The organism is Armatimonadota bacterium (assembly GCA_031432545.1).
GTDB classification, from domain to species: domain Bacteria; phylum Sysuimicrobiota; class Sysuimicrobiia; order Sysuimicrobiales; family Sysuimicrobiaceae; genus Caldifonticola; species Caldifonticola tengchongensis.
Genome location: JAVKGX010000010.1, coordinates 38,376 through 61,740, shown reverse-complemented (window position 1 = coordinate 61,740; position 23,365 = coordinate 38,376). Strand labels below are relative to the sequence as shown.

Below are 23,365 nucleotides of genomic sequence, written 5' to 3'. Positions count from 1 at the left end.
GGCAGGACCGCAGGTCCGCAGGGTCTGGGCAGCAGGGTAGGGGCATGGCACTCAAAGGCTTCTCGCGTCTGAGAGGCGTTCGCACCGCCGACGTGACCGGCTGACCTCGGGAAGCTCCTTCACCGTGTCCAGCTCCAGCCAACAGTGATCCTCCGGCTACGTGCCCGCAAACAGCGGCGACTTCATCTCGGGTATTCCGCCAAGGCGTCCGATGATGCATGCGAGGGCCGGCGCAACCCGGCCAGCGCCCCGCGCATGTCGCCGGTGCCGCGCTTGAGGTCGCCGTAGGCGTTCTCCAGCATCGTGATGGCCCTGGCCACGCTGTTCTGACGCCCCATCAGAGACGGCCTGCGGCGATCAGGTCCCAGATGGTGCAGGCGGGGACGGCGACGCCGGCAGGACTGACAGGTGGACCCGACGGGCGGCTGTGTGAAGCCGTGCGTCCCAGCACGCGAACACCACCGGCGCGGCCAGCCGCTGCTTGAGGGTCAGGGCCGAGGCCAGGTGGAGCGCGTCGTATGCGCGCAAGCGCTCCCGCTCGGCAAGCCGGGCCGCTGACCGGACGAGGAGCTCGGACACCTGGAGCCGCACGTAGTGCTCCCAGTCACGATCGAGGTCCCGCTGGATCCGCCGGTGATCCCCTCGAGACATGCCTCCTTCCCGCTGCCGCCGGGCGAAGGCCGCCCGGGCTTCCACGTAGGCCAGAATCGAGGTGGCCACCAGGCGCGCCGTCTGAACGGCCCCGCGGACGACCGGAGAGGCTTCCTCAGCTACATACAGCTTGACCAGCGCGCTCGTGTCCAGGTAGAGGTTCACCGCCGGTCCTCAACCACCGCCGCGGCCACCGGCGCCCCGACGACGCGTGCGGGGTGCGAGCTGCCCCTGGGGACGCCGCCGCCCCACGCCGCCGTCCCATCCCGGAGCATCGTATCGAGCCGTTCGTCTTCCGGCCCCCCGACAGTGGGGCCCAGGATCGCGACGGGTCGCCGGCGGGCGGTCACGACGATACGCCGCCCCTGGCGGACGCGGCGCAAATAGTGGCTGAGACGCGCCTTCAGCTCCCGCACGCTGACCGTGTCCACCGTCCCTCCCGATGCGAAGTTGAGTATTGTAGTCACATTATAGGCGTTCATGACCACTATTGCAGCCTAGTGACCTCAACCGCATCGCCAGGTGCCCCAGCCGGAGCGGTGGCACTCGTCAATAATGACGAGGCCGAAGAAGTTTCGTGGAAACTTCTCAAAGAGGCGTTCACCAGCCTCGTCCGGACTTCATAGGGTTTGATAGATGCCAAAATACAGGTCTCGGTTCAAATTAGGTGGTTGCCCTTCGATGAGACACCGCGGGTCGCTGGTGCCGGTCGCCAAAGGGGAGAAGGTCTTATACGCCTGATTGCGAAGCACCACGCGGTCGGCTAAAAAGAGTACGCGCACTGGGCGTTCGGGGTGCCACCTTTCCAGCCATCCGGACTTGAGGACTTTCCAAACTACTTGGAAGGCGACGAAGGTTTTGCCTATTCCCGTCGCCATCGTCAGGAGAATCCGCTCTTTCCCACGCATGATGCGCAGGGTCACCTTGCGAATGGCCTGCTCTTGAAAGTAGTATGGGCGCTTGCCGCACTGGCTTTCTGGGTAGTAGGGGTAGAGGATCGCATTCGCGGGCTCTCCGCCGACGCCGTAGACGGCAGGTGCTTTTGAGATCATCCCAGCAGTAGGTTGTTCCAAACCGGTGTTGTCCTTCCAGCACTCCCACAGCTCCTGAGGGGTGGGAAAGGTAGAAAGCTCGCGGCTGGTGTGGGTGAAGAAGTCGTACTCGAGTGTCTTGTGACCATTGGTGGCATAGGCGAAAGCCAGGCCAAGATCCTGGGCATAGCGTTTGGCCTGCTCTAAGCCAGCCTCGGGCTGCCTACTTTCCGGTTCCGCCTCCACCACGGCAATGGGGAATCCATCGGTATAGCGCAAAGGATAATCCAGCCTTTTGGGTTTCCCTCGTTGCACCCCGTCCCTACGAGGATGATCTTGCCCGGAGCGTATTGGTGATTGGTGCTGTAACAGAACTCTCGCGCGATCGCTTGTGCCGTCCATTGCGCGGCTTTCAGTTTAGGCTCAACAAGTTGTGCTCGAGTGTCGGCTTCATTCCGTGCCATATTCTCTTGTCCCCGCGTCCCTATTTTGGGGCTGCAAATTACTCTTGTTCTGCCTTCTTCTCCGAGATCTAGGCTACCTTCCAGATGAAAAACGCGGTTGCCCGAATGGATGAGCGAGTGTGAGTAGCGAGCAACAAATGGTCCGGATGGACCAGACGAATGAGCTCAGGCGCAGCATCAAGACTTGAGGGGTCGAGACTCGACTGCCACACCCCGTCTCGTTTGGAATCTTTGGCGATCGGAAGCTCGATCCATTGCCCGGCCGTGAGTAGGACGAGTTGCTCCCGGAACCCCGGCATCCAAAGAGAAGCAGGGCTTCCAACGCCGCTTGTGTGACGCTTTCCTCCTCCCCGGGCACCGGCACGTGGGTCCCCAGCGTCTGGCGGATCTCCCGGACCTTGTCGAGCAGTACGCGGATGACAGCCCCGTCCACGGGGTTGTCCCTGCCGTAGTAGCGCACGGCCTTGACGATGGGAGACGGCTGCTCGTAGCGGTCCACTCGACCTTCCCTCTGTTCCAGACAGTTCAGGTTCAAGGGGAGGCTCCACGTCGGCGACGAGCAGGCGCACGGGGTCCAGACGGAGTGCCATCATGAGGGGACCAGCTGGTACGTGCGGGGGCGGATGGAGATGCGCCCCAGCGAGCGGAAGGGCGCGGCCCCCTCCCGGAGCGACAGCCGGGCCGCCTGCCAAAGCAGGTGCAGGCTCTGGGCGTCCGCGACCGAGTGGGCAGACGGCGGTGGGAACCCAGAGAGCGAGATGCGTTCGGTAGGGAGACTGTAGCCCACCAGGTCTGTCAGCCGACGGTGCGCCGCCACCACATCGTCGCTCGTGCCCCTGAGGGGCCACAGGAGGGCGACATCCCCCTGGTCGCTGGGCAGCAATACCCAGTCTCGGTTGCGAAAGCGGACGACAGAACCTGGCTTCATCCTTCCTCCCAACGATGATGCTGGAGCCAACTGTCGATGTGCTGGACCCAGGCGAAATTGGCGTTCCGCACGGGGGGCGCGCCGAACTTCCACCGTTTGTCGTCGCGCAGGCGGTCGCCGCCCCACTCCTTCATGTTGAAGGGTGGATTGGCCAGGATATAGTCGGCCTTGAGGTCAGGGAAACGGTCGCTCAGGAAGGTGTCCCCTTGCTCGATGAGGCCATCAATGCCCCGAATCGCCAGGTTCATTTTAGCCAGGCGCCAGGTGGTGTAGTTAAGTTCCTGGCCGTAAATGCTGATCTGGGAACGAGCCCGGCCGCCGTTGCCCTTGCCCGTGGCATGGGCCTCGATGAACTCTACGGACTGGACGAACATCCCTGAAGAGCCGCAGCAGGGGTCGTAGACACGCCCTTGGAAGGGCTCCAGCATTTCCACCAGGAGGCGCACTACGCAGCGCGGCGTGTAGAACTCGCCGCCCTTCTTGCCCTCGGCGCTGGCGAACTGGCCGAGGAAGTACTCGTAGACCCGGCCCAGGACGTCGCGGGAACGGGCGTCGGCGTTGCCCACCGGAATGTTGGTGATGAGGTCGATGAGCTGGCCCAAGCGGGCTTTGTCCAGGGCGGGGGCGAGCGTAGTCCTTGGGCAGCACACCCTTCAGCGCTGGGTTGTCCCGTTCCACGGCCTTCATGGCCTCGTCCACGAGCTGGTCAATGGTGGGTTGGCGGGCGTTCCGGCGAAGCCGCTCCCAGCGGGACTCGGGCGGCACCCAGAAGACGTTTGCGGCGCGGTACTCGTCCGGGTCTTCGGGGTCTGCGTAGGGCTCCTGCGCGAGTCGCTGGCGGTGCTCCTCGAAGGCGTCGGAGATGTACTTCAGGAAGATCAGGCCCAAGACCACGTGCTTGTACTCGGCGGCGTCCATCGAGCCGCGCAGGGCGTCGGCCATGCGCCACAGTTCGGCCTCGTAGCCCACCGTGGCGCTGTTGAGTTGGGTCGTGGAGGAGGACCAAGTCCTGGGCATCGCAGGGTTCACCTTTCCCCGCAACTACGGGTTTCAACGTACGGGCCAAGCCCCCATCATCCCCGGCTCCTCGTCCTGAACCTCACCCGCTGGAGCTCCTTACCATCCACGCTTATGGACCAGAAGTAGGCGGCCCCCGGAGGAAGTTCCAGGGGGCCGAAGTTCACCGCGAGCGGGACGTCCAGGGCGGTGCCAGCCGGCAGGCCCGGCGGGCGGCCCACCTCGAACTCCGCTCTGAACCGGACCTCGTTGGGAGGGTCCCCGACTCTTACAGACCGCTCGTCCGCATCCTTGAGGACGCCCTCCAGGACGTGGGGCCGGTTCGCCTCGGTCCACGGGACCTCCACTTTGATGGCCAGCCCGTGCTGGAAGGGCCCCGGGCCGCACAGGCTCCAGCCTCCGCCGAGCAGGTAAAGCTTGCCAGCCGCGACCTGCGCGAAGTCACAGAGAAGGACGGTGACCCGCCACTGATCTGTCAGCACCTCGTGCGTGTTCACCTACTTCACCCTCACCTTGACCTCCTCCGCTGGCCCTGTACTGGGCTGACCTAGAAGTGCCGCTGTGCGTGCAGCCGAGAAATAGGTACAGAGCGTGCTCCTTTCAGGCTTTATCACAGATCCGAAGGGCGTTTCGCTAAAGTGTACAGAAGGCGCCTTCCATTGGAGTTCCCTCAAACGCTGGGCCAAGCGCTCAAAGAGCAGGGCAAGTGGGGCTGCTTCCTTTCGGGTAAGCCCGTCCTCGATCAGCTCTCGTGCAAGCGTGGCCGGTCCCTTACCCTGGCGCTGGGCCTCCCACACCAGTTCGTCGAAGACATGGGAGGGTAGGCGGACCGAGAGCACACTGCTCTCCCTCCGCCGGCGCTCCACTTCCACAGGCTGCGCCGTCTCCCACAGGCGCTGGGGTTCCTCCTTCGTCATCTCGTCATTTCCCCTCACTCGTCGTCCCACGCCCTTGCGCATCTCCACAACCCTCCTTCCGGATCCACCGGCCTCAGGATGATCAGCAAGCGCCGGCCCCCAGCCGTGCGGCCCCGGACCAGTAACCGCCTGCCGTGCCGGCGGTCCCGGGACCACCTGAACTCCGCCTCCTCGTCCTCAAAGACCACCTGTTCCACTTCCCAAGGTCGAACACGGTGCTTCCCCCGAGAGCTTTTCCACCGTCTCGTCGTCCCAAGTTAGCTCGTGGACTTTAGGCTGCATACAAATTGCACTACACTATCCACGAGGATAACTAGGTTGCGTACATGTGTTCGCTTGGACCCTTTCTGCCTTCCCACCGCTGAACGCGACGAGGCGGACCAAGCCACCATACCCGACCATGGCACCATTCTGAGGAACGGTACTGATGCGATTGTCTTTCGCCAATGGACGATCTCACTCCCCGGTTTGACCCGCATTATACCGATCTCTTGTTCGTCGGGCGAGGAGGTGACTGGGTTCGACCGGACGACCGAAAGACCCGCGCCGACCGGATCAGAATCCTCCACCCCGCCAGGGCGCGCGGCGGGCGGAAAGGCCTCCTGAGTGCAGTTACTCGACCAGACGGCGCAGGCGCAGCGCGTTGCGGACGGCGTGGCCGGATGGGTCGTTGTTGAAGTACACGAACACCTCGCGGAATGCCGGGTGCCGGCTGCGGATCCACTCGGCGTCCGATCGCAGCATCGCCAAGGTGTACGCGCCGCCGTAGCGATCGCCGGGGCCGTGACGCCGGAGGTAGGCCCAGTCGGCCGTCGCCGGAACACGGACGGCCTGCCGTGCGATCCGGCGGGGCCGCATGCCGGGCAGGAGAACCTGGAACGGCCAGTCCGCGGCGGCGATCGCGGCGTTGGTCTCGCGCAGCGCGGCGAACACGTCGTCGGTAAACCACGACCTGTCGCGGAACTCGAACGCGTGAAGCGTCCGGCCGGGCAGCGCGCGCAAGAATTCGCGCAGCCGGTTCGCGTCGGCCGCAAACCGCGCCGGGAGCTGCCACAGGACGCAGCGCAGCCGGCCTCCCAGCAGCTGGGCGTTCTCGAAGAAGTTCGCCACGGCGCCCGCTGCGTCGCGCAGGCGCTTGACGTGGGTGATGAACCGACTCCCCTTGAGGGCGAAGCAAAATCCTTCGGGCGCCTGGCGTGCCCACGCCTCAAACGTCCTGCGGTGCGGCAGGCGGTAGAAGGTGACGTTCAGCTCCACGGTGTCGAAGTGGCGGGCGTAGTACGCAAACCACTCGCGCCGGGGCAGATCGCGAGGATAGAACACGTTCACCCAGTGCGGATAGTCGAATCCGCAGGTACCGATCCAGAGTGCGGCCGGCGCGGGGGTCGGACGATCGTTCGTGCGCCGGGTGCGGATCATACGGGTCTCACCGACCGCGCCGGCGGCTACTCCATGATCCGTATCCTGGCGAAGCGGCGCTTGCCTACCTGGACGACGGCTCCGTCTCCGACCGCCACCCGGACGTCCGCCGCTTCCACACGGCGGCCGTCGAGGCGCACGCCGCCCTGGGCGATCAGGCGGCGCGCCTCGCTGTTCGAGTCGACGAGTCCTGCCAGCCGGAGCAGGCGGACGACGTCGATCCCGTCCTCCCCGTCCAGATCTGCGCGGCGGACGTGCACTTCGGGGATCTCGCTGGGAAGCTCGTCGCGCGCGAACACGCGGTCGAACTCCCGCTCGGCTTGTTCCGCCGCGGCGGGGCCGTGCCATACGGCGACGATCTCGCGGGCCAGGCGGCGCTTGGCGTCCCGCGGGTGCACCGATCCGTCGGCCAGACCCGCCACGATCGTGCGGACCTCTTCGGTCGGCACGTCGGTGCACAGCTCGAAGTAGTCGGGCATGACGTGGTCGGGCACCGACATCACCTTGCCGTACATCTCCGACGGCGGTTCGGTGATCCCGATGTAGTTGCCCAGCGACTTGCTCATCTTCTCGACGCCGTCCAGCCCCGGCAGCAGCGGCGTCAGCAGCACGACCTGCGGTGGCTGTCCGAACTCGCGCTGGAGGTCTCGGCCCATCAGGTTGTTGAACTTCTGGTCGGTGCCGCCGAGCTCGACGTCAGCCTGCAACGCCACGGAGTCGTACGCTTGGCACAGCGGGTACAGCAACTCGTGGAGGCCGATCGCGCTGCCCTCCCGCCACCGGGTCGCGAAGTCGTCGCGCTCCAGTACCCTCGCCACGGTCACGCGGCTGCACAGCCGGACCACGTCCGCGAACGTCTGCGGGGCTAGCCACTGGCTGTTGAACACGACGCGCGTCCTGTCGGGATCGAGGATGCGGCCGTACTGATCGCGGTAGGTCGCGGCGTTGCGCTCGATCTCTTCGCGCGTGAGCATCGGGCGGGTCTGCTTCTTGCCGCTGGGATCCCCGATCAGGCCCGTAAAGTCGCCGATGACGATGATGGCCTCGTGCCCGAGGTCCTGGAACTGTCGGAGCTTGCGCAGCACGACCGCGAACCCGATGTGGATGTCCGGGGCGGTGGGATCCAGGCCGAGCTTGACGCGCAGGGGGCGTCCTTTGCGCAGCTTGGCCAGCAGCTCCTCCTCGGTGATGATCTCGACGGCCCCGCGCCGCAGCCGTTCCAACTGTTCTTCGGGGGACAGCGTTACCGGCAACGTCGACCTCCGTTCGATCGTCGGCGGGTGTGCATCGTCCGTACCCCGCGCCTACGGTCGGCGCGGAAGGCCCAACAGCTGCGGCCGGTTGCGCAGGGCCAGCAACAGCGGGTAGCCGAGCGCGTAGCACGCGACCGTCTGTCCAGCCAGGACCGCTCCGACGGTGGGCCAGTACGGGATGCCCAGCAAGGCGGTGAGGTACAGCGGTACACCCACCGCGTTCACGACCACCGGCGGCAGCGGCGCCAGCCACGGCTTGGGCATGCGCGCCGTCAGCAGCGCCGCGGTCAACGTAAGCAGCGTCCCGCCCACGATGTCGGGCAGGCCGTACGGACCCAGGACGTTGGCCAACAGGACGCCCACCGTCACGCCCAGCGTGCCCCCGACCGGGTCCAAAAACGGCAGCACCGCGAGCGCCTCGGAGACCCGCACCTGCACCGGCCCGTATCCCAGATCGCCCAGCGAAACCGTGATCGCGGCGTACGCTGCGGCGATAACGGCGGCGCGGGTGAGGGTCCGCACGTCGGCTGTCATCTTTCCTCCAGCATAGCGGCCACCGGGCTCCGGCAGCGGTCCCCTCGCCTACGCGGTGAGGGCGATGACCGGGTTGCGCAGCACGCCGATCCCGCCGATCTCCGCTTCCACGACGTCGCCGGGCCGCAGCGGCCCCACGCCCTCCGGCGTCCCGGTCGCGATCACATCGCCCGGTTCGAGCGACATGTAGCGGGTGATGTAGGCGATCGCGCGCGGAATCGACAGGATCATGTCCGCGGTCGACGAGTCCTGGCGGACCTCCCCGTTCACCCGCAGCACGAGCCGGACGTCTTGGGGGTTGGGCAGGGACGCCTTCGTCACGACGAACGGCCCCATCGGACAGAAGGTGTCGAAGGACTTGGCGCGGTCGAACGGCTGCGCGCGGCGGATGTCCTCCCTCTGGATGTCCCGCGCGGTCAGGTCGTTGAGCACCGTGTAGCCGCCGACGATCTCGTACGCACGCTCGGCGGGGACGCGGACGCCGTGTGCGGCGATCACCACGCCGATTTCGATCTCGTGGTGCACCTCGTGCGACTCCGGCGGCAGCAGGATCGGTTCGTCGGGACCGATGACCGAACTGGGGGGCTTGAAGAAGATCGTCGGTTCCTCGCTGGGGATGTTGCCCATCTCGCGCGCGTGGGCGGCGTAGTTACGGCCCAGCGCCACGATCTTCGGCGGACGCGGAATGGGCGCCAGCAGGGTCACGGCGTCCAGCGGCCGTACCTGGCCTTCCACCTCGTCTGCAGCGGGGATGGCCTCCATGCGCGCGACCAGCTCCTCCATGCGTGCAAGCACATCTCGGTGCCGGAGGACGTCGACCACGCTGCGCACACCCTCCAGGAGGATGGCCCACTCCCGCACGACCACCGCCACGCCTTCGTGCGATCCGTCCCGCACCCGCGCCAGTTTCATCGTCTGTGCCTCCGCGACTTCCGGCCACCCGCAACAAGTCAGGTGCCGTAGGTACGATCGAACGTCATCGCTTCCGCCACAGGCGCCACAGCGATCCGGCGCTCTGCAGCGCGGCGGTGCCCGCCCACCCCAGACCCCTGCGTGCGACGGACAGCGCCACACCCGCGAGGATCGCCGTCGCGGCCGCGGCCCGCCGGCTGTCGGCGTCGATCTGGTCAGCCGTGACGCCGACGGCGCGCAGGTGCTCGTCGGCGACTTCGGCGGGGATCCTCCGCAATGCCCTGCGCAGCGCCCACAGCGCGACGGTCAGGTCGTCGAGCTGGCCGATCACCGGCACGACGCCGGGGATCAGGTCGACCGGCGATACCAGGTAACCCACACCGCCCCACAGCAGCGCCTTCTCCCACCGCCCGACCCGCGCGTCGCGGACCAGACGGTACGCCAGGCGCGCGTATGCGGGCAGGCGCCGCAGGACCGGAATCAGATCCGGTCGGGACGCCACGCGGACCAGCGTGCCTTTCACGTCACGAACTCCACGATCGTGGCACCCTCCCCGCCCTCGTGGGGCGGCGCCAGGCGGAAGCGGACCTCGGGATGGGCGGAAAGCGTCTGGTGCACCGCCCGCCGCAGTGCGCCGGTGCCCTTGCCGTGCACGATCACGGCCCGCGGCAATCCGGCCAGCAGCGCGCTGTCGAGGTATTTCTCCAGGGCCGAGGCCGCCTCTTCGGCGGTCTGCCCCCGCAGGTCCAGCCTCGATGGGACGACCGCTGCTTCCGCCGTGCCCGTCGGCATCGGTGCCCTCCCCGCCGGTGCGGCAGGCTGCGCCGCACGTAGGTCCTCCCGCTGAACCCGGACCTTCACCGGTCCGATCTGCACTTCCACGTCGCGCTCGCCCAATGCCGCCACGGTGCCGCCGGCGTTCAGCGACGCGACGTGCACCGGCGCACCCGGCTCCACCGAAGGCGGGGGCGGCCGCGGGACGCCGGGGGCGGGCCGCAGGGATTCCTCGATCGTCCGAAGGCGCCGGCGCGCGGCCTCCGCGGCCCGTTCCGCGCGCTCGGCCCTCAGCGACACCAGGATCGCGTCCACTTCGGCGCGGGCCTGCTCGACGATTTGCCGCGCCTGGGAACGAGCACGTTCGAGGACCTGGTCGCGCTCGACCTCCAGACTGCGCAGGCGCTGTTCGTAACGTGCGCGCAGTTCTTCCAGGTCCCGACGCAGCTCGGCCGCCCGCGCACGTTCCGAGGCGACGGTCCTCTGATCGCGCTCGATGCCGGCCAGGACGTCGTCCACGGCCAGCAACTCCGCCGCCAGGTACGACTTCGCCCGCGAGACGACCTCGTCGGCCAGCCCCAGGCGCGAGGCGATGACGAATGCGTTGCTCCGGCCCGGGGTCCCGATCCGCAACCGGTACGTGGGGCGCAGCGTCTCGACGTCGAACTCCACCGAAGCGTTTTCGATGCCCGGCGTCTGGTAGGCGAGCGCCTTCAGCTCGCCGTAGTGGGTCGTGACGACGGTGCGCGCGCCTCGTTCGTGCAGCGTCTCGATGATCGCCCGGGCCAGCGCCGATCCCTCGGTCGGGTCGGTGCCCGCTCCGATTTCGTCCAGCAAAACAAGCGAGGTCGGCGAAGCCCGGTCGAGGATGCGCACGATCGCCGTCATGTGGGAGGAGAACGTCGACAGCGAATGCTCGATGCTCTGCTCGTCCCCGATGTCCGCGAACACCTCTTCGAACAGGCCCGCGCGGCTGCCCAGATCCACCGGGATGTGCAGCCCGGCCTGGGCCATCAGCGTGAGCAGACCGATGGTCTTCAGGGTGACCGTCTTGCCTCCGGTGTTGGGACCGGTTATGACCAGCGTCCGGAAGTCATCCCCCAGCCGGACGTCGATGGGCACGACGGTGCGCGGCTCGCCGCGGCGCGGGATCAGCAGAGGGTGGCGCGCCCGCCGGAAGTCCAGCGCGGGGGCGTCTTGCAGGACAGGCTGCACCGCATCCAGCTCCTCGGCCAGGCGTGCTTTCGCCAACGCGAAGTCCACTCTGCCGAGGATCGCGACCGTCGTCTGAGCCTCGTCGGCGCGTTCGCCCACACGCGAGGACAGCGCCGCCAGCACGCGCTCGACCTCCCGCGCCTGTGCTCCCTCCAGTTCCCGCAGCCGGTTGCCCATCTGTACGGCGACCAGGGGTTCCATGAACGCGGTGGCGCCGCTGGCGGACTGGTCGTGCAGGATGCCGGGGAACTGGGACACGTAGGCCTGCTTGACGGGCACGACGTACCGGTCGCCGCGGACGGTGACGACCGGGTCCTGCAACATCCGTCCCCAGCGCTCTGACCGGACGATCTCCTCGAGCTTGGCCCGCAGCCTCTCCTGCGTCGCCCGGATGTCCCGCCGGATCCGCGCCAGCTCGGCACTGGCGGAGTCCAGCACGCTGCCGTCTTCGGAGATCGCCCGCTCGATCGCCGCTTCCAGCAGCTCGAACGACGGGACCTCCCGCACGGCCGCAGCGAAGTGGGGGACTCTGTCTGCGCGTTCGAGGACGTAGGCCTTCGTCAGGCGGGCTGCGCGCAGCACGTGGAGGATCTCCAGCAGTTCTTCGGCCCGAAGCACCGCGCCGATGCGGGCGCGGTGGAGCACGGGACGGACGTCCGGCAGCGCGCGCAGGGGCACTTCGCCCGCGGCGAGCAGCAGCCGCGCCTCGGTTGTCTCCTGGAGCCACTCCTCGACCGTGGCGCGGTCGCCGGACGGCAGCAGCGCGGAGGCGACCTCCTCGCCCAGGGGGCTCGCCGTCGCAGCCGCCAGCCGCTGGCGGACCCGGAAGAACTCCAGCACGCGCAGCGTGCGTTCGTCCATGTGTTCAGATTAGCAGGCGCCGGCGGTCGGGGGGCGACGGATCGGCGCAGACTGCCCCGCTTCGAGGACCGCCAGGATCGCGGGGGATACGTCGGCGATCGACCGCACCGAGGATGCGACCTGCTCCGCGCGCGCACCCACGGCGACCAGGGGCACGGGGTTGTGCGTGTGGACGTCCGTGGTGCCGTCTTCGATGTTGCCGTGATCGCTCGTCAGGACGATCAGCGTCTCGGCGAGGTCGCTCGCCTCCACCGAAGCGCCAAAGGCACGATCCAACCGTTCGACCACCGCCACCGGGTCGAGGTTCCAGCGCCGGTGGCCAGCCATGTCGGTCAGGAAGAACTCGAAGACCGTCAGATCGTAGTCGCGGGCAAGGCGGGCAAGCGCGCGGCCTGCGTCCTCGGGCTCGACTTGCGGTACGTCGTGGCCCATCGCGCGGAACCGTTGATTCGTCAGGTCCATCGCCGCGGCCCGGCCGCTGCGCAGGGCGTCCATCGTGCACAGGGGAATTCCGGCTGATATCGCCGCGTAGGTGAACGCCGCGTGCCGCCGCCGGCCCTCGACTTCCGCGAAGTAGTCGTCGGTGAACGCGTTGGCGAACGCGACGCGCAACCCAGCCCGCCGGGCGCGGTGGAACAGGCTGTGCTCGTCCAGCAGCGCCCGTAGGGCGCGCGTGGGGTACGCGGTGACGTGCCGCCCTTGGAGGGCGGCCGCGTTGATGCCCGTCAGCAGGGCCGTCTGCCCCGTGGCGCTCTGTGGCAGGCCCACCACGCCGAGCGTCGCGTCCACGGCGGTCGCCCAGCAGCCGCCATTGCGGACCGGAAGGGTGGCCCAGCACAGCCTCCCGGCCAGCATCCGGTCCAGACCGGGGGTGCGCGCCCGGACCACAGGATTCACCCGGGGATCGCACTCCCCGACCCCCAGCCCGTCGACGAACCAAAGCAGGACGCGGGTGCGGTTCACGTCCTCCGCCGCGACACAAACGGACTGTCCGGGTCGAAGAACCGCCACGGCCGATCGGCGGCGCGGCGGATGCCGATCCGGGGGGACGTCGCCACGCGATGCGGCGGCGTGCCGCGCGCCAAATACAGGGCGCCGCGACGCGTGAGATCCGCGCGGTTGAACGATCCGTCGATAGCCAGCGCCTGGGTCAGACGGCCGGGTCCGCTGCACAGCTGGTGCACCTCGGTCGTGCCGCGCAAGCGGACCATGACCTCCAATCCTGCCAGGGGCTGGCCGGCGCGCAACAGCACCGCACCCGCCGTGCCCTCGCGCTCGGTCACGACGTTGAGGCAGAAGTGGTTCCCGTACGAGAAGTACACGTAGGCCGTGCCCGGCGGGCCCCACATCACCTCGCTGCGACGCGTACGGCGAAACGCGTGGCTGGCGGGGTCGGCGGGGCCCAGGTACGCCTCGACCTCCACCACTCGCACGACAGCCCGGGCATCGGGCAGCTGCCGGATGAGCAGCGCCCCGACCAGGTCGCGCGCCACCTCGAGCGTCGGTCGGGCGAAGAACGACCTCTGCAGCGCGCTCGGCAAAACCCGCAGGATGACCGGCACACCCGCATTGCGGACCCCAGACACGCCCTCACCCCTCGCGCTTCTGCCGGATCTGGCGGAGCAGGTGCCCAAGCGGCAGGGTGTTCACCACGTCGGACGCCCGCAGCCAGCCCCGGCGTGCCGTCCCGACTCCGAACTCCATGAACGCAAGCTCCGACGTACTGTGCGCATCGGTGCCGATGGCGATCTTGACGCCGCGCTCGGAGGCCGTCCGCACGTAGGCGTCGCGGAGGTCGAGCCGGTCGGGCTGTGCGTTGAGTTCTAGGATCGTAGCCGTCTTGCGCGCCGCCTCGATCAACCGGTCGACGTCGACCTCATAGGGGTCGCGCCTGCCGATCAACCGTCCCGTAGGGTGCCCGATGATCGTGACGTATGGGTTGTGCATGGCGCGCACGATGCGGTCGGTCATCTCCTTCACGGTCATCTTGAAGCGGCTGTGCACCGAGGCGATGACCACGTCCAGTTCGGCCAGGACGTCGTCCGGGTAATCGAGTCCGCCGTCGGGCAGGATGTCGACCTCCGAACCGATCAGCACCGTGATGCCGTCCATGCGGTCGGACAGTTCCCGGACCTCGGCGACGTGCGCGCGGAGGTCCGCGACCGTGACCCCACCGGCGAACTTCAGCGACTGCGAGTGGTCGGTGATGCAGATGTACTCGTAGCCCAGACGCTGGGCGGCCTGTGCCATCTCCCGGGCGGTGTGCCGGCCGTCGCTCCACTTCGTGTGCATGTGCAGGTCGCCCCGGATGTCCTCGCGCGACACGGGCACCGGCAGCGTCCCCCGCTCGGCGGCTTCGATCTCACCTTGGGCCTCGCGCATCTCGGGCGGGATCCACGGCAGCCTCACCGCCGCGTAGACCTCCTCCTCGGTGCGCCCGGCGATCCGCTTGTTGTCGCGCACGCGAAAGACGCCGTACTCGTTCAGTTTCAGGCCCATCCGCACGGCGCGTTCGCGGATCCGGACGTTGTGGTCCTTCGAGCCGGTGAAGTACTGCAGCGCCGCACCGAATGCCTCCGGCTCGACGACTCGCAGGTCGGCCTGCAAGCCGATTCGCAAGATCACGCTGCTGCGCGTCGGACCCTTGGACAGCACCTGCCCGACTTCGGGGAGCGCGACGAACGCATCCATCGTCGCCTCGGGGTCGCGGCTGGTCACGAGGACGTCAATGTCGCCGATCGTCTCGCGCATGCGCCGCAGGCTCCCCGCCACCATCACGTCGCGCACCTCGCGACGCCGACGCAGCTGCGCGGTGATCTCCTGCGCGTGGGGCAGCGCCGTGCCCAGCAGCGTCCGCGTGCCCGCACGCTTGACCTGCTCAACGCCGCGCAGGATGTTCTCCTCGGTCTTGGGGCCCATGCGGGGAAGGTCCCGCAGCCGCCCCTCGCGCGCCGCCCGTTCCAGTTCGTCGAGGGTGGTGATGCCCAGTCTCTCGTAGACGACCAGCGCGGTCTTGGGCCCCAGCCCCGGCACGCGCATCAGGCTGGGCAGACTCGGCGGCAGCTCGCGGAGCAGTTCCAGGTGGTAGGCGACCTTGCCGGTCCGCAGGTACTCGTTGATCTTCTCGGCGATGCTCTTGCCTACGCCCGGGATCTCCTCGAGTTCGCCGCGGTCGGCGAGGACCTCGATGTCCTCCCCCAGTGTTTCCATCGCGCGCGCGGCTCGCCGGTATGCGTTGACGCGAAACGTGGACTCCCCCTTGATCTCCAGGAGGTCGGCGATCTCATTGAACAGCGCCGCGAGCTCGAGGTTCTTCATGTTCGACGGTCCGGCCGACGGGCGGCATCTCAGAACTTCTCCCCGCCCGGCCCCAGGGCCGGGACGTCGATCGGCAGCAGCGAGTCCACCGCTTGGTGCAGGCCGCGCTGCCAGTCCGCCAGATACGATGCGAAGGTGGAGCGCTCGACGTCCTGGCGGACCGCGGGCGCAAACGGTGCCGCCAGCACGAACACCAAGAACACCATGCCCCACAGCACGCCCTTGGCGGCGCCGACGATCCCGCCCAGCAGGATGTTCACGCCGGTCGCCGCCTTCCGCCCTGCGATCGCGGCCGTGAGGAAGTTGCCCACGATCACGAGGACCACCAACAGCCCGGCGAACGTGAACATCGCCGCCCAGTCCGGCCAGGGAAACTCCGTCGTGAACAGGGCTTGGGTGACGGGCTTGTAGACGAGCGAGGTGACCGTAAACGCCAGCAGGAGGAAGACGCTCTCCAGCAAGGCGCGCACGGGTCCGCGCTGGAGCCCGGACAGGATCATCAGCAAGACCAGTCCCACAACGACCCAGTCGATCCAGGTCATCCGACTCTGGCCTCCCCGTTGGACCGGCGTCCGTCTAGTCTTCTCGCTAAGACCCCGGGCTCCTGCGGCCTGTCAAGCTCCCCGGATCTGGGCTCCGAGCGAGGATCGCAGCGCTTTTCGGATGCGCTCCATCACGCCGTCGACCTCTGCGGCCTCCAACGTCCGGTGAGGATCCCGAAAGCGCAGGGAGAACGCCACGCTCCTGTGGCCGGGGGGCACCGGGTGACCGACGTACACGTCGAACGGCTCGCAGGCTTCCAGCAGCGGCCCCGCCGTCTGCGCGACGATGCGCTGGATCTCGCCCGACGGAACAGACTCCCCGACGACGACTGCCAGGTCGCGGACCACCGCCGGGTACCGGGGCAGCGGCCGGTACTGGGGGCTGCGGTCCGTGCGCGCGAGCAGTGGCGCCAGCGCGATCTCCGCGACGTACGCCCGCCCGCGAAGGTCGTAGCGCTCGGCCACCTCCGGGTGCACCTCCCCCAGCCAGCCCACCCGCTCGCCGTCGATCCACAGCGAGCCAGCGCGGTGCGGGTGCAACCAGGGCCTGGCCTCCGCGCGCACCAACCATCCTCGCAGGCTCAACGCCTCCATCAGGGCTTCGACCGATCCCTTCAGGTGGTAGAAGTCCGATTGCACGACGTCCGGCGGCAGATTCCACCGCCCCTCGATCACGCCACCGATGCGCGCGATCCCGATCATCTTGCGCTCGCCCCAGTCGGGCTCGCCCTTACGGAAGACGCGGCCGATCTCGAAGATGTGGACGTCTGCGTTCCCGCGGGTCCGGTTCGTCTGCAGGACCGCAAGCAAGGAGGGGACCAGGGTGCTGCGCAGGTGGGTGTGCTCTTCGGTGAGCGGGTTCTGCAGCGCCACCAGGTTGCGTAGGGGGTCGTCCGGTGGGACCCTGATGCGGTCGAGGTCGCGGGGATGCGTCAGCGAGACGGTCAGTACTTCGGTCAGCCCCGCACGCAGCAGGGCCTCCCGAACGATCGCTTCGCCTTCCACCTCAGGCGCCACGTGGCCGACGGCCATCGCCTCCGTGGGCAGCGTCTCGGGGATCCGGTGGTACCCCCACAGCCGCGCCACCTCTTCGATTAGGTCCTCCTCCCGCTCCACGTCCCGCCGGTGGCTTGGCACCTCGACCACGATCCGCTCACCCTGCCGGGTCGGCCGGAATCCCAGACGGCTCAGGATCTCCTCGACGTCGGCTTCGGGGACTTCCGTGCCCAGCACGTGCCCCAGGCGGGGCAGGCGGAGCGAAACGCGGCGCGGGGGATCGGGCTGCGGGTAGACGTCGATCTCACCTCGCAGCACCCGCCCGCCGCACAGTTCGCGCATCAGCTGCGCCGCCCGGGCCGCCGCGTAGCGCACGCGCTCGGGATCGCCGCCGCGCTCGTGACGGGCGCTGCCCTCGGTGCGCAGCCCCAGGGCGCGGGCGGTCTGACGGACCGCCGGACCCGAAAACCACGCCGACTCCAGCAGCACGCGTCGCGTGGTCGGCCGGATCTCCGTCGCGGCACCGCCCATGATGCCTCCCAGGGCCACCGGGCCGTGGGAGTCAGCGATGACCAGCGCGCCTTCGAACATCGCGTGCTCACGCCCGTCCAGCGTCACGAGCCGCTCGCCGCTGCGCGCCGCCCGCACGATGACCCGCTCACCGGCCAGCAGATCGTAGTCGAAGGCGTGCAGCGGCTGGCCGAGTTCCAGCATCACGTAGTTCGTGACGTCGACGACGTTGTTGATGCTGCGCACGCCGCACTTCTCCAGCCGATCTACCATCCACGCCGGAGACGGCCCCACCGTGACGTCGACGATTAGGCGGCCGACGTAGCGGTGACACAGAGAGGGATCGGCGATCTCCACGGCGGCCAGGTCCGAGGCAGGCGGATCGCTCTGTACGACCTCGAAGGACGGCAGGCGGAGGGTGCCTCGGGCGGAGGCCGCCACCTCCCGCGCGATGCCCACCACGCTCATCCAGTCCGGGCGGTTGGCTGTCGTCTCCAAGTCGAAGATCCAGTCGTCGCCGATGCGCTCGACGGACTCCACGCCCAGCCCGAGCATCGGGAATCGATCCCGCCAGATCTCCGCGTCCTGCGCATCGGGGGGGATGTCGGCGTAGTCCAGCAGCCAGCTCCAGGGAAACCGCATCGGCACCTCCGATCGGCCAGACGATCCACACCGGCGTTCAGAACTGCCTCAAGAACCTCATGTCGTTCTCCCAGAACACGCGGAGGTCGGGGATCCCGTAGCGGACCATCGCCGGCCGCTCCACGCCCCAGCCCCAAGCAAACGCGGTGTAGCGCTCCGGGTCGATGCCCGCCATCTCCAGGACGCGAGGATGGAACATCCCACATCCACCCATCTCCAGCCAGGTGCCCCGGAACCACACGGCGGTCTCCGCGCTGGGCTCGGTGAACGGGAAGTACGAGGGCTGGAATCGCGTCCGGGCCTCCGGTCCCCATAGCTCGCGCGCGAACTGAGCCAGCACCCCCTTGAGGTCGGAAAAGCGGATGCCCTCGCCGACCATGAAGCCGTCCACCTGGTGGAAGACGGGCATGTGGGTGGCGTCCACCGGATCCCGGCGGTAGCAGCGTCCCACGGTCACCACGCGCATCGGAGGCCGGCGGTGAAGCATCACCCGCGTGTCGACCGAGGTGCACTGAGTCCTCAATAGGTGCTCGCGATCGAGGTAGAAGGAGTCCTGCGCGTCGCGGGAGGGATGGTCGTCGGGAATGTTGAGCCGGCGGAAGTTGTGGTCCTCGGTCTCCACCTCGGGCCCTTCGACGATCTCGAACCCCATGGACCGGAAGATCTCCTTGATCTCCTCGATCATCCGGCCCAGGACGTGCTCGCGCCCGGGCACCGGGCGGCGCCCGGGCAGCGTCACGTCGATCGCCTCCCCACGCAGGCGCGCCGCGGCGGCCTCGGCGGCGATCTGCGCGCGGCGCGCGTCCAACTGCGCTTCGATCCAGACCTTCGCCCCGTTCAGCGCGGCACCGGCCGCCGCGCGCTCTCGCGGAGGGAGGCCGGGCAGCGCGCGCAGCTCCGCGGTGAGCGCTCCCTGCCGCCCCAGGTAGCGGCGCCGCACCCCTTCCAGCGCCTCCGGCGTCGTTGCGCCGGCGATCTCTGCAGCGGCGCGCTGCCGGATCTCCTCCGCCCGGGCGGCAACGTCCGTCGTGTCCATCGCCGTCTCCTCCCCCAACGACAAGGCGCGCCTTCGCCTCAAGGGCGAAGGCGCGCCTCCGCGGTACCACCCTGATTCCGCGACCCGTGCGGGCGACAACCTGCACCTCCCCGGTTCGCGGCTCTCGATTCGCTGTCACGGGCGAACCCGGCGGGCTCTACAACCGCGTGGGCGGCACCGGCCGCCTACCCGGCTTCCTCCCGCGGCTCGGGAGCGAACTTCCGCACCTGGACGCCGAAGGGGCTCGCAGTCGCCAACCCCTCTCCCTGCCGACGCCCGACCGCGTACTCTCTCCGTCGTCGCCGTCGTGCCTGTCGGCCCACGGCCGCCAGACACCCTCGACCGTCGGCCGCCGACCTGACCGGTTCCGTCAGTTCCAGATCGCCGTGCCGTGCGGGCTCACCCGCCGCAACCGGCGGTACACAACGTACGCCCACGCCGCCCCGGTCGCCTGGAACACCTTCCAGAAGAACTCCGCGGTCCAGATCATCCGTGACCCTCGGCAGGCATCACGATCGGTCCAACCGGTGGCCGTAGTATAGCAGGCGGTCTTCCGGACCGTAAACGCCGGCCCCTCGGGCGTCGACGTCTGTGGCGGTGAACAGCAAGACCGCCGCTGCGGCCGTGACGTTCAACGACTCCGAACCGGGGCGGATCGGGATCCGTACGCGGCGTGCGCGTGCCCAGGTATGCGCAGGGCCCCTCCCCTCGCTCCCGAAGACGAACACCAGCGGAAGCCGGAAGCGAACTCTCCGATAGTCTTCCTCCCCCTTTGCGTCCGCGACCCAGAGGTGGGCGTCGCGCGGGAGCGCGTCCGGCTCCGTCCGCACGATCGGCAGCGCGAAGCACGAGCCGGCGCTGGCGCGGACGGCCTTGGGGTTGAAGGGGTCTGCGGTGCCTTCGGTCAGGGCCAGGGCATCGAAACCGGCGGCGTGGGCGGTGCGGATCAAGCTGCCGAGGTTGCCGGGGTCCTGCAGGCCATCGGCTACCACGAGGCGAGACCAGGTGAGGCTGTCCAGCGCCACCGGTGGGGGCGTCCGCACCACCGCCGCCACGGGCTGAGGCGTCTGGACGTCGGCGAGGGCTCGGATCACCCGCTCGGAGACCGAGACCACCGCGGCACCCGCCGCCGCGGCACGGTCCCGCAACCCGCCCAGTCCGGATACGCCGGGTACGACGAGCACCTCTTCAACGTGCGCGCCGTAGCGCAGCGCGGCGTCGATCAGACGCAGCCCCGTCACGACGAGGCGGCCCTGCCGGGCCCGTTCGCGGGGGCGCAGCAGCGCGCGCAGGGCGAGGACGTGGGGGTTGCGCAGGCTCGTGATCATCTCGGGGTGGGGCACCTGCGGCAGTGCCTGCGGCCTGAGGGCGCCGCCGAACCGTCAGTGCTTCTCCTGCGCCCGCCTGACCACCTCGGCGAACGCCGCTTCGTCGCGCACGGCCAGGTCCGCCAGGAGCTTGCGGTTGATCGCCACGCCGTTGCGGCGCAGCCCCCGGATCAGCCGGTTGTAGGTGAGACCGTGCTGTCGGGCCGCGGCGTTGATGCGCACGATCCACAGCCGCCGGAAGTCGCGCTTGCGGCGCCGACGGTCGCGGTAGGCCGCCGCAAGCGCGCGGATCGCGTACTGGTTGGCGAGCTTGAACCAGCGGCTCTTCTTGCCCCAGTAGCCCTTCGCGAGCTTCAACACCTTCTTGTGACGGGCGCGCGTCGTCTTCCCGCGTTTGACTCTCGGCACAGCGGATCACCTCCAACTGGGCGGGGTCGGTCGCTACTCGTAGGGCAGCAGCCGGCGCAGCCTCTTCGCGTCCGCCTTCGCGACGGGGACTTCTCTGTCCAGACGTCGCAGGCGACGGGCGCTCTTCTTCTCCTTGAGGTGGCCGCCACCCTGGCGCCCGCGCATCAGCTTGCCCCCGCCGGTGGCGCGAATGCGCTTGCGTAGCCCTTGGTGCGTCTTCGTCTTCGGCACGGACCCGCCTCCCTATCGCCTCAGGGGATTCAGCACCATCACCATGTTCCGGCCTTCCATCGTCGGGGACCGCTCGACCGAGGCGATCTCCGAGACGTACTCAGCGAGTCGGTCCAAAATGAGGCGTCCCAGTTCCGGGTGCGCCATCTCGCGTCCCCGAAACCACAGCTCCACCTTGACCTTGTGCCCGTCCTGCAGAAAGGAGTAGATCAGCTTCGCCTTGGTCTGGAAGTCGTGGTCTCCGATCTTCGGCGTCAACCGCATCCGTTTGATGTCCGAACTGCGTGCCTTACGGTGCGCCTGCCGGTCGCGTTTGCTCTGCTCGTACTTGTACTTCCCATAGTCCATGATCTTGGCCACCGGCGGATGCGCCGTCGGCGCGACTTCCACCAGGTCCAGGCCCGCATCCCGCGCCCGCTGCAGCGCTTCGGCGGTGGGCACGATGCCCAGCTGCTCCCCGTCGGGACCGATCAGGCGGACTTCCCGGATCCGGATTCGCTCGTTGACGCGCGGTTCCCGCTCTATGCTATCGCCTCCTCGCGAGAGGAAAATAAAAACGGGCACAGAAGCCCGTGGCAGTCGAAGACTCTGGGATTCGACCGACCCGGCTGGCAGACCACGCCGCCGGGTGAGAAGCGAGGCTTCTGCTTGTCCAAGCGCCTGTCACGATACCACGACCGGTCGTCGAGGTCAACGAGCGTAGGACGCCGGGACGAGGCTGGGCCATGGGAGTCCGGATCGAAGCGGGCCTGAGGGCGGTGGGCGCGTTCACTTTGCGACGCCTCGAGGAGATCGGGGACGCGGCGATCATGCTCGGCCGCGTGGTCGGTTACGTGGCCCGGTTGAACTGGGAGCCGAGGGAGACCCTGCGCCAGATGGGGCGTGCCGGTGCGGACTCCGTCCCGATCATCCTGCTCACCGGCCTGTTTTCGGGGATGGTGCTGGCGTTCCAGACGGCCAACCAGCTGCTCCGGCTGGGCGGCGAGGGCTTCGTAGGGGGGTTGATCGCGGTGTCGATGGCCCGCGAAGCCGCCCCGGTGTTCACGGCGATCGTGATCGCCGGCCGCGTGGGCGCCGGGTTTGCTGCCGAGATCGGCACCATGGCCGTCACCGAGCAGGTGGACGCCCTCCGGGTGATGGGCACCGACCCGATCCGCTACCTCGTCCTGCCGCGCGTGCTGGCCCTGGTGACGATGCTGCCGGTGCTGGTGCTCTTCGCGAACGTCATCGGATACCTCGGCGGTTACGGGGTCAGCATCCTGGCGGGGGTGCCCGGCTCGGTCTACCTCTCGTCGGTCCGCCAGTTCCTGAAGGTCAGCGACGTGACCGGAGGGCTGGTCAAGGCAGCGGCCTTCGGTCTGCTCACCGCCATGGTCTCCTGCCGCAGGGGGCTGCACACGACCGGAGGCGCCGACGGTGTCGGGCGGTCGACGACAGGCGCGGTCGTGGCCGCGATCACGCTCATCCTCGTCGCCAACTACTTCTTGGACATTCTGCTATTCTGAGGCTTGCTGCCAGCCGTCGCACGCAGCGGCAGGGTGCGCCCACCGGAGCGGTGCCAGTCGCGTCCGCGCCGGCCGGAGACTATACGCGGAGGGCGGGTTGGGCATCAGCGGCCGGATCGAGGTCGTCGGGTTGCGCAAGGCCTTCGGCCACAAGGAGGTCTTGCGCGGGATTTCGCTTTCCGTCGAGCCGGCCGAGGCGGTCGCCATCCTCGGCCCCAGCGGCTGCGGCAAGAGCGTCTTGCTCAAGCACGTCGTCGGTCTGCTGACTCCCGACGCAGGGGAGGTGCGGCTGAACGGCGTCCCGGTGCACCGGATGACCTCGGAGGAACTGCAAGTCGTCCGTTCCCAGATCGGTATGGTCTTCCAGGGCGCGGCGCTGTTCGACTCGCTCTCCGTCGGCGAAAACGTCGCGTTTCCCCTGCGGCGTCACCGCAACCTCCGATCCCAGGAAGTAGAGGAGATCGTCGCCGAAAAGCTAAGACTCGTAGGCATGGAAGGCACAGAGGACCTCATGCCGTCCGACCTCAGCGGCGGGATGCGCAAGCGGGTGGGAATCGCGCGCGCGCTCGCACTCAATCCGGTCATCGTCCTGTACGACGAGCCGACCGCCGGACTGGACCCCGTGACCGCCCGGGCGGTGGACCGGCTGATGGTCCGCCTGCACGAGCAGATGCGCACGACCACGGTGGTCGTGACCCATGACCTGGTCACCGCCTTCGCGGTGGCCCAGCGGATCGCGGTAATGCACGAGGGCCGGTTCGTCGCCCTCGGCACACCGCAGCAGATCCGCACCTCGTCCGACCCGATCGTAGCGGAGTTCGTGCGCAGCAGCGCGCTGGGCACACCCGCAGCGGCGGAGGTCGGATGACCGTC

At 68.4% G+C, this 23,365-nt stretch carries 25 protein-coding genes and 1 pseudogene; 2 read left to right on the top strand and 24 right to left on the bottom strand.

All coding sequences use genetic code 11. From position 1 onward, the window contains the following. Positions 1 to 182 precede the first annotated feature (182 nt). From QN163_09305 to infC, 24 genes and pseudogenes are all read right to left on the bottom strand, one after another. Positions 183 to 338, bottom strand: a complete 156-nt coding sequence (locus QN163_09305; GenBank protein MDR5684209.1) for a hypothetical protein — start codon at positions 336 to 338, stop codon at positions 183 to 185. Positions 339 to 357: 19 nt separating this feature from the next. Beyond that, complete coding sequence (locus QN163_09300; protein MDR5684208.1) at positions 358 to 816, bottom strand: type II toxin-antitoxin system VapC family toxin; 459 nt, start codon at positions 814 to 816, stop codon at positions 358 to 360. Continuing rightward, positions 813 to 1,133: a type II toxin-antitoxin system prevent-host-death family antitoxin gene (locus tag QN163_09295; protein ID MDR5684207.1), complete on the bottom strand. Its 321-nt coding sequence runs from the start codon at positions 1,131 to 1,133 to the stop codon at positions 813 to 815. The genes QN163_09300 and QN163_09295 overlap by 4 nt, the downstream gene beginning before the upstream one ends. A 138-nt stretch (positions 1,134 to 1,271) precedes the next feature. Continuing rightward, positions 1,272 to 1,961, bottom strand: coding sequence for a DEAD/DEAH box helicase family protein (locus QN163_09290; protein ID MDR5684206.1), 690 nt, complete (start codon positions 1,959 to 1,961; stop codon positions 1,272 to 1,274). A 774-nt stretch (positions 1,962 to 2,735) separates the two neighbouring features. Beyond that, positions 2,736 to 3,074, bottom strand: a complete 339-nt coding sequence (locus QN163_09285) for a hypothetical protein (GenBank protein ID MDR5684205.1) — start codon at positions 3,072 to 3,074, stop codon at positions 2,736 to 2,738. A gap of 35 nt (positions 3,075 to 3,109) precedes the next feature. Beyond that, a pseudogene (locus tag QN163_09280) lies at positions 3,110 to 4,016 on the bottom strand (class I SAM-dependent DNA methyltransferase). 131 nt (positions 4,017 to 4,147) lie between these two features. Continuing rightward, a complete protein-coding gene (locus tag QN163_09275) occupies positions 4,148 to 4,588 on the bottom strand; it encodes a hypothetical protein (GenBank protein ID MDR5684204.1) in 441 nt (146 codons plus the stop codon). Continuing rightward, positions 4,589 to 5,050: a hypothetical protein gene (locus tag QN163_09270; protein ID MDR5684203.1), complete on the bottom strand. Its 462-nt coding sequence runs from the start codon at positions 5,048 to 5,050 to the stop codon at positions 4,589 to 4,591. A gap of 570 nt (positions 5,051 to 5,620) precedes the next feature. After that, complete coding sequence (locus QN163_09265; GenBank protein MDR5684202.1) at positions 5,621 to 6,427, bottom strand: DUF72 domain-containing protein; 807 nt, start codon at positions 6,425 to 6,427, stop codon at positions 5,621 to 5,623. Positions 6,428 to 6,453: 26 nt separating this feature from the next. Beyond that, positions 6,454 to 7,680: a tyrosine--tRNA ligase gene (gene tyrS / locus QN163_09260; protein MDR5684201.1), complete on the bottom strand. Its 1,227-nt coding sequence runs from the start codon at positions 7,678 to 7,680 to the stop codon at positions 6,454 to 6,456. Between the two features lie 51 nt (positions 7,681 to 7,731). Then, positions 7,732 to 8,214: a QueT transporter family protein gene (locus QN163_09255; GenBank protein ID MDR5684200.1), complete on the bottom strand. Its 483-nt coding sequence runs from the start codon at positions 8,212 to 8,214 to the stop codon at positions 7,732 to 7,734. A gap of 48 nt (positions 8,215 to 8,262) precedes the next feature. After that, complete coding sequence (locus QN163_09250; protein MDR5684199.1) at positions 8,263 to 9,126, bottom strand: fumarylacetoacetate hydrolase family protein; 864 nt, start codon at positions 9,124 to 9,126, stop codon at positions 8,263 to 8,265. 64 nt (positions 9,127 to 9,190) lie between these two features. Next, entirely contained in the window at positions 9,191 to 9,649 is a 459-nt protein-coding gene (locus tag QN163_09245; GenBank protein MDR5684198.1) for a YkvA family protein, read from the bottom strand. Further along, positions 9,646 to 11,976, bottom strand: coding sequence for an endonuclease MutS2 (locus QN163_09240; protein MDR5684197.1), 2,331 nt, complete (start codon positions 11,974 to 11,976; stop codon positions 9,646 to 9,648). The genes QN163_09245 and QN163_09240 overlap by 4 nt, the downstream gene beginning before the upstream one ends. A gap of 9 nt (positions 11,977 to 11,985) precedes the next feature. Then, positions 11,986 to 12,939 carry a hypothetical protein gene (locus QN163_09235; protein ID MDR5684196.1) on the bottom strand — a complete coding sequence of 318 codons (954 nt, stop codon included), beginning with the start codon at positions 12,937 to 12,939 and terminating at the stop codon, positions 11,986 to 11,988. Further along, positions 12,936 to 13,562, bottom strand: a complete 627-nt coding sequence (locus tag QN163_09230; GenBank protein ID MDR5684195.1) for a DNA-3-methyladenine glycosylase — start codon at positions 13,560 to 13,562, stop codon at positions 12,936 to 12,938. Before QN163_09230 ends, QN163_09235 begins: the two co-directional genes overlap by 4 nt. A gap of 4 nt (positions 13,563 to 13,566) precedes the next feature. Beyond that, the gene (polX, locus tag QN163_09225) at positions 13,567 to 15,294 is read right to left on the bottom strand and encodes a DNA polymerase/3'-5' exonuclease PolX (protein ID MDR5684194.1); all 1,728 of its coding nucleotides are present in this window, start codon (positions 15,292 to 15,294) and stop codon (positions 13,567 to 13,569) included. Positions 15,295 to 15,323: 29 nt separating this feature from the next. Next, positions 15,324 to 15,836 carry a CvpA family protein gene (locus QN163_09220; GenBank protein ID MDR5684193.1) on the bottom strand — a complete coding sequence of 171 codons (513 nt, stop codon included), beginning with the start codon at positions 15,834 to 15,836 and terminating at the stop codon, positions 15,324 to 15,326. A 72-nt stretch (positions 15,837 to 15,908) separates the two neighbouring features. After that, entirely contained in the window at positions 15,909 to 17,984 is a 2,076-nt protein-coding gene (pheT, locus tag QN163_09215) for a phenylalanine--tRNA ligase subunit beta (GenBank protein ID MDR5684192.1), read from the bottom strand. Positions 17,985 to 18,021: 37 nt separating this feature from the next. Beyond that, a complete protein-coding gene (pheS, locus tag QN163_09210) occupies positions 18,022 to 19,020 on the bottom strand; it encodes a phenylalanine--tRNA ligase subunit alpha (protein ID MDR5684191.1) in 999 nt (332 codons plus the stop codon). 509 nt (positions 19,021 to 19,529) lie between these two features. Next, positions 19,530 to 20,348, bottom strand: a complete 819-nt coding sequence (locus QN163_09205) for an RNA methyltransferase (protein MDR5684190.1) — start codon at positions 20,346 to 20,348, stop codon at positions 19,530 to 19,532. A 54-nt stretch (positions 20,349 to 20,402) separates the two neighbouring features. After that, the gene (rplT, locus tag QN163_09200) at positions 20,403 to 20,756 is read right to left on the bottom strand and encodes a 50S ribosomal protein L20 (protein MDR5684189.1); all 354 of its coding nucleotides are present in this window, start codon (positions 20,754 to 20,756) and stop codon (positions 20,403 to 20,405) included. Positions 20,757 to 20,789: 33 nt separating this feature from the next. Further along, positions 20,790 to 20,987 (bottom strand): 50S ribosomal protein L35, encoded by a 198-nt coding sequence (rpmI, locus tag QN163_09195; GenBank protein ID MDR5684188.1) that lies wholly within the window; start codon positions 20,985 to 20,987, stop codon positions 20,790 to 20,792. Between the two features lie 12 nt (positions 20,988 to 20,999). Further along, on the bottom strand, positions 21,000 to 21,551 hold the full coding sequence (gene infC / locus QN163_09190; GenBank protein MDR5684187.1) for a translation initiation factor IF-3: 552 nt from the start codon (positions 21,549 to 21,551) through the stop codon (positions 21,000 to 21,002). Positions 21,552 to 21,712: 161 nt separating this feature from the next. Between infC and QN163_09185 the strand changes: the two genes are divergently transcribed. Both QN163_09185 and QN163_09180 read left to right on the top strand, forming a co-directional pair. Then, positions 21,713 to 22,492 carry an ABC transporter permease gene (locus QN163_09185; protein MDR5684186.1) on the top strand — a complete coding sequence of 260 codons (780 nt, stop codon included), beginning with the start codon at positions 21,713 to 21,715 and terminating at the stop codon, positions 22,490 to 22,492. Positions 22,493 to 22,589: 97 nt separating this feature from the next. Continuing rightward, positions 22,590 to 23,360, top strand: a complete 771-nt coding sequence (locus QN163_09180; protein ID MDR5684185.1) for an ABC transporter ATP-binding protein — start codon at positions 22,590 to 22,592, stop codon at positions 23,358 to 23,360. Positions 23,361 to 23,365: the final 5 nt, after the last annotated feature.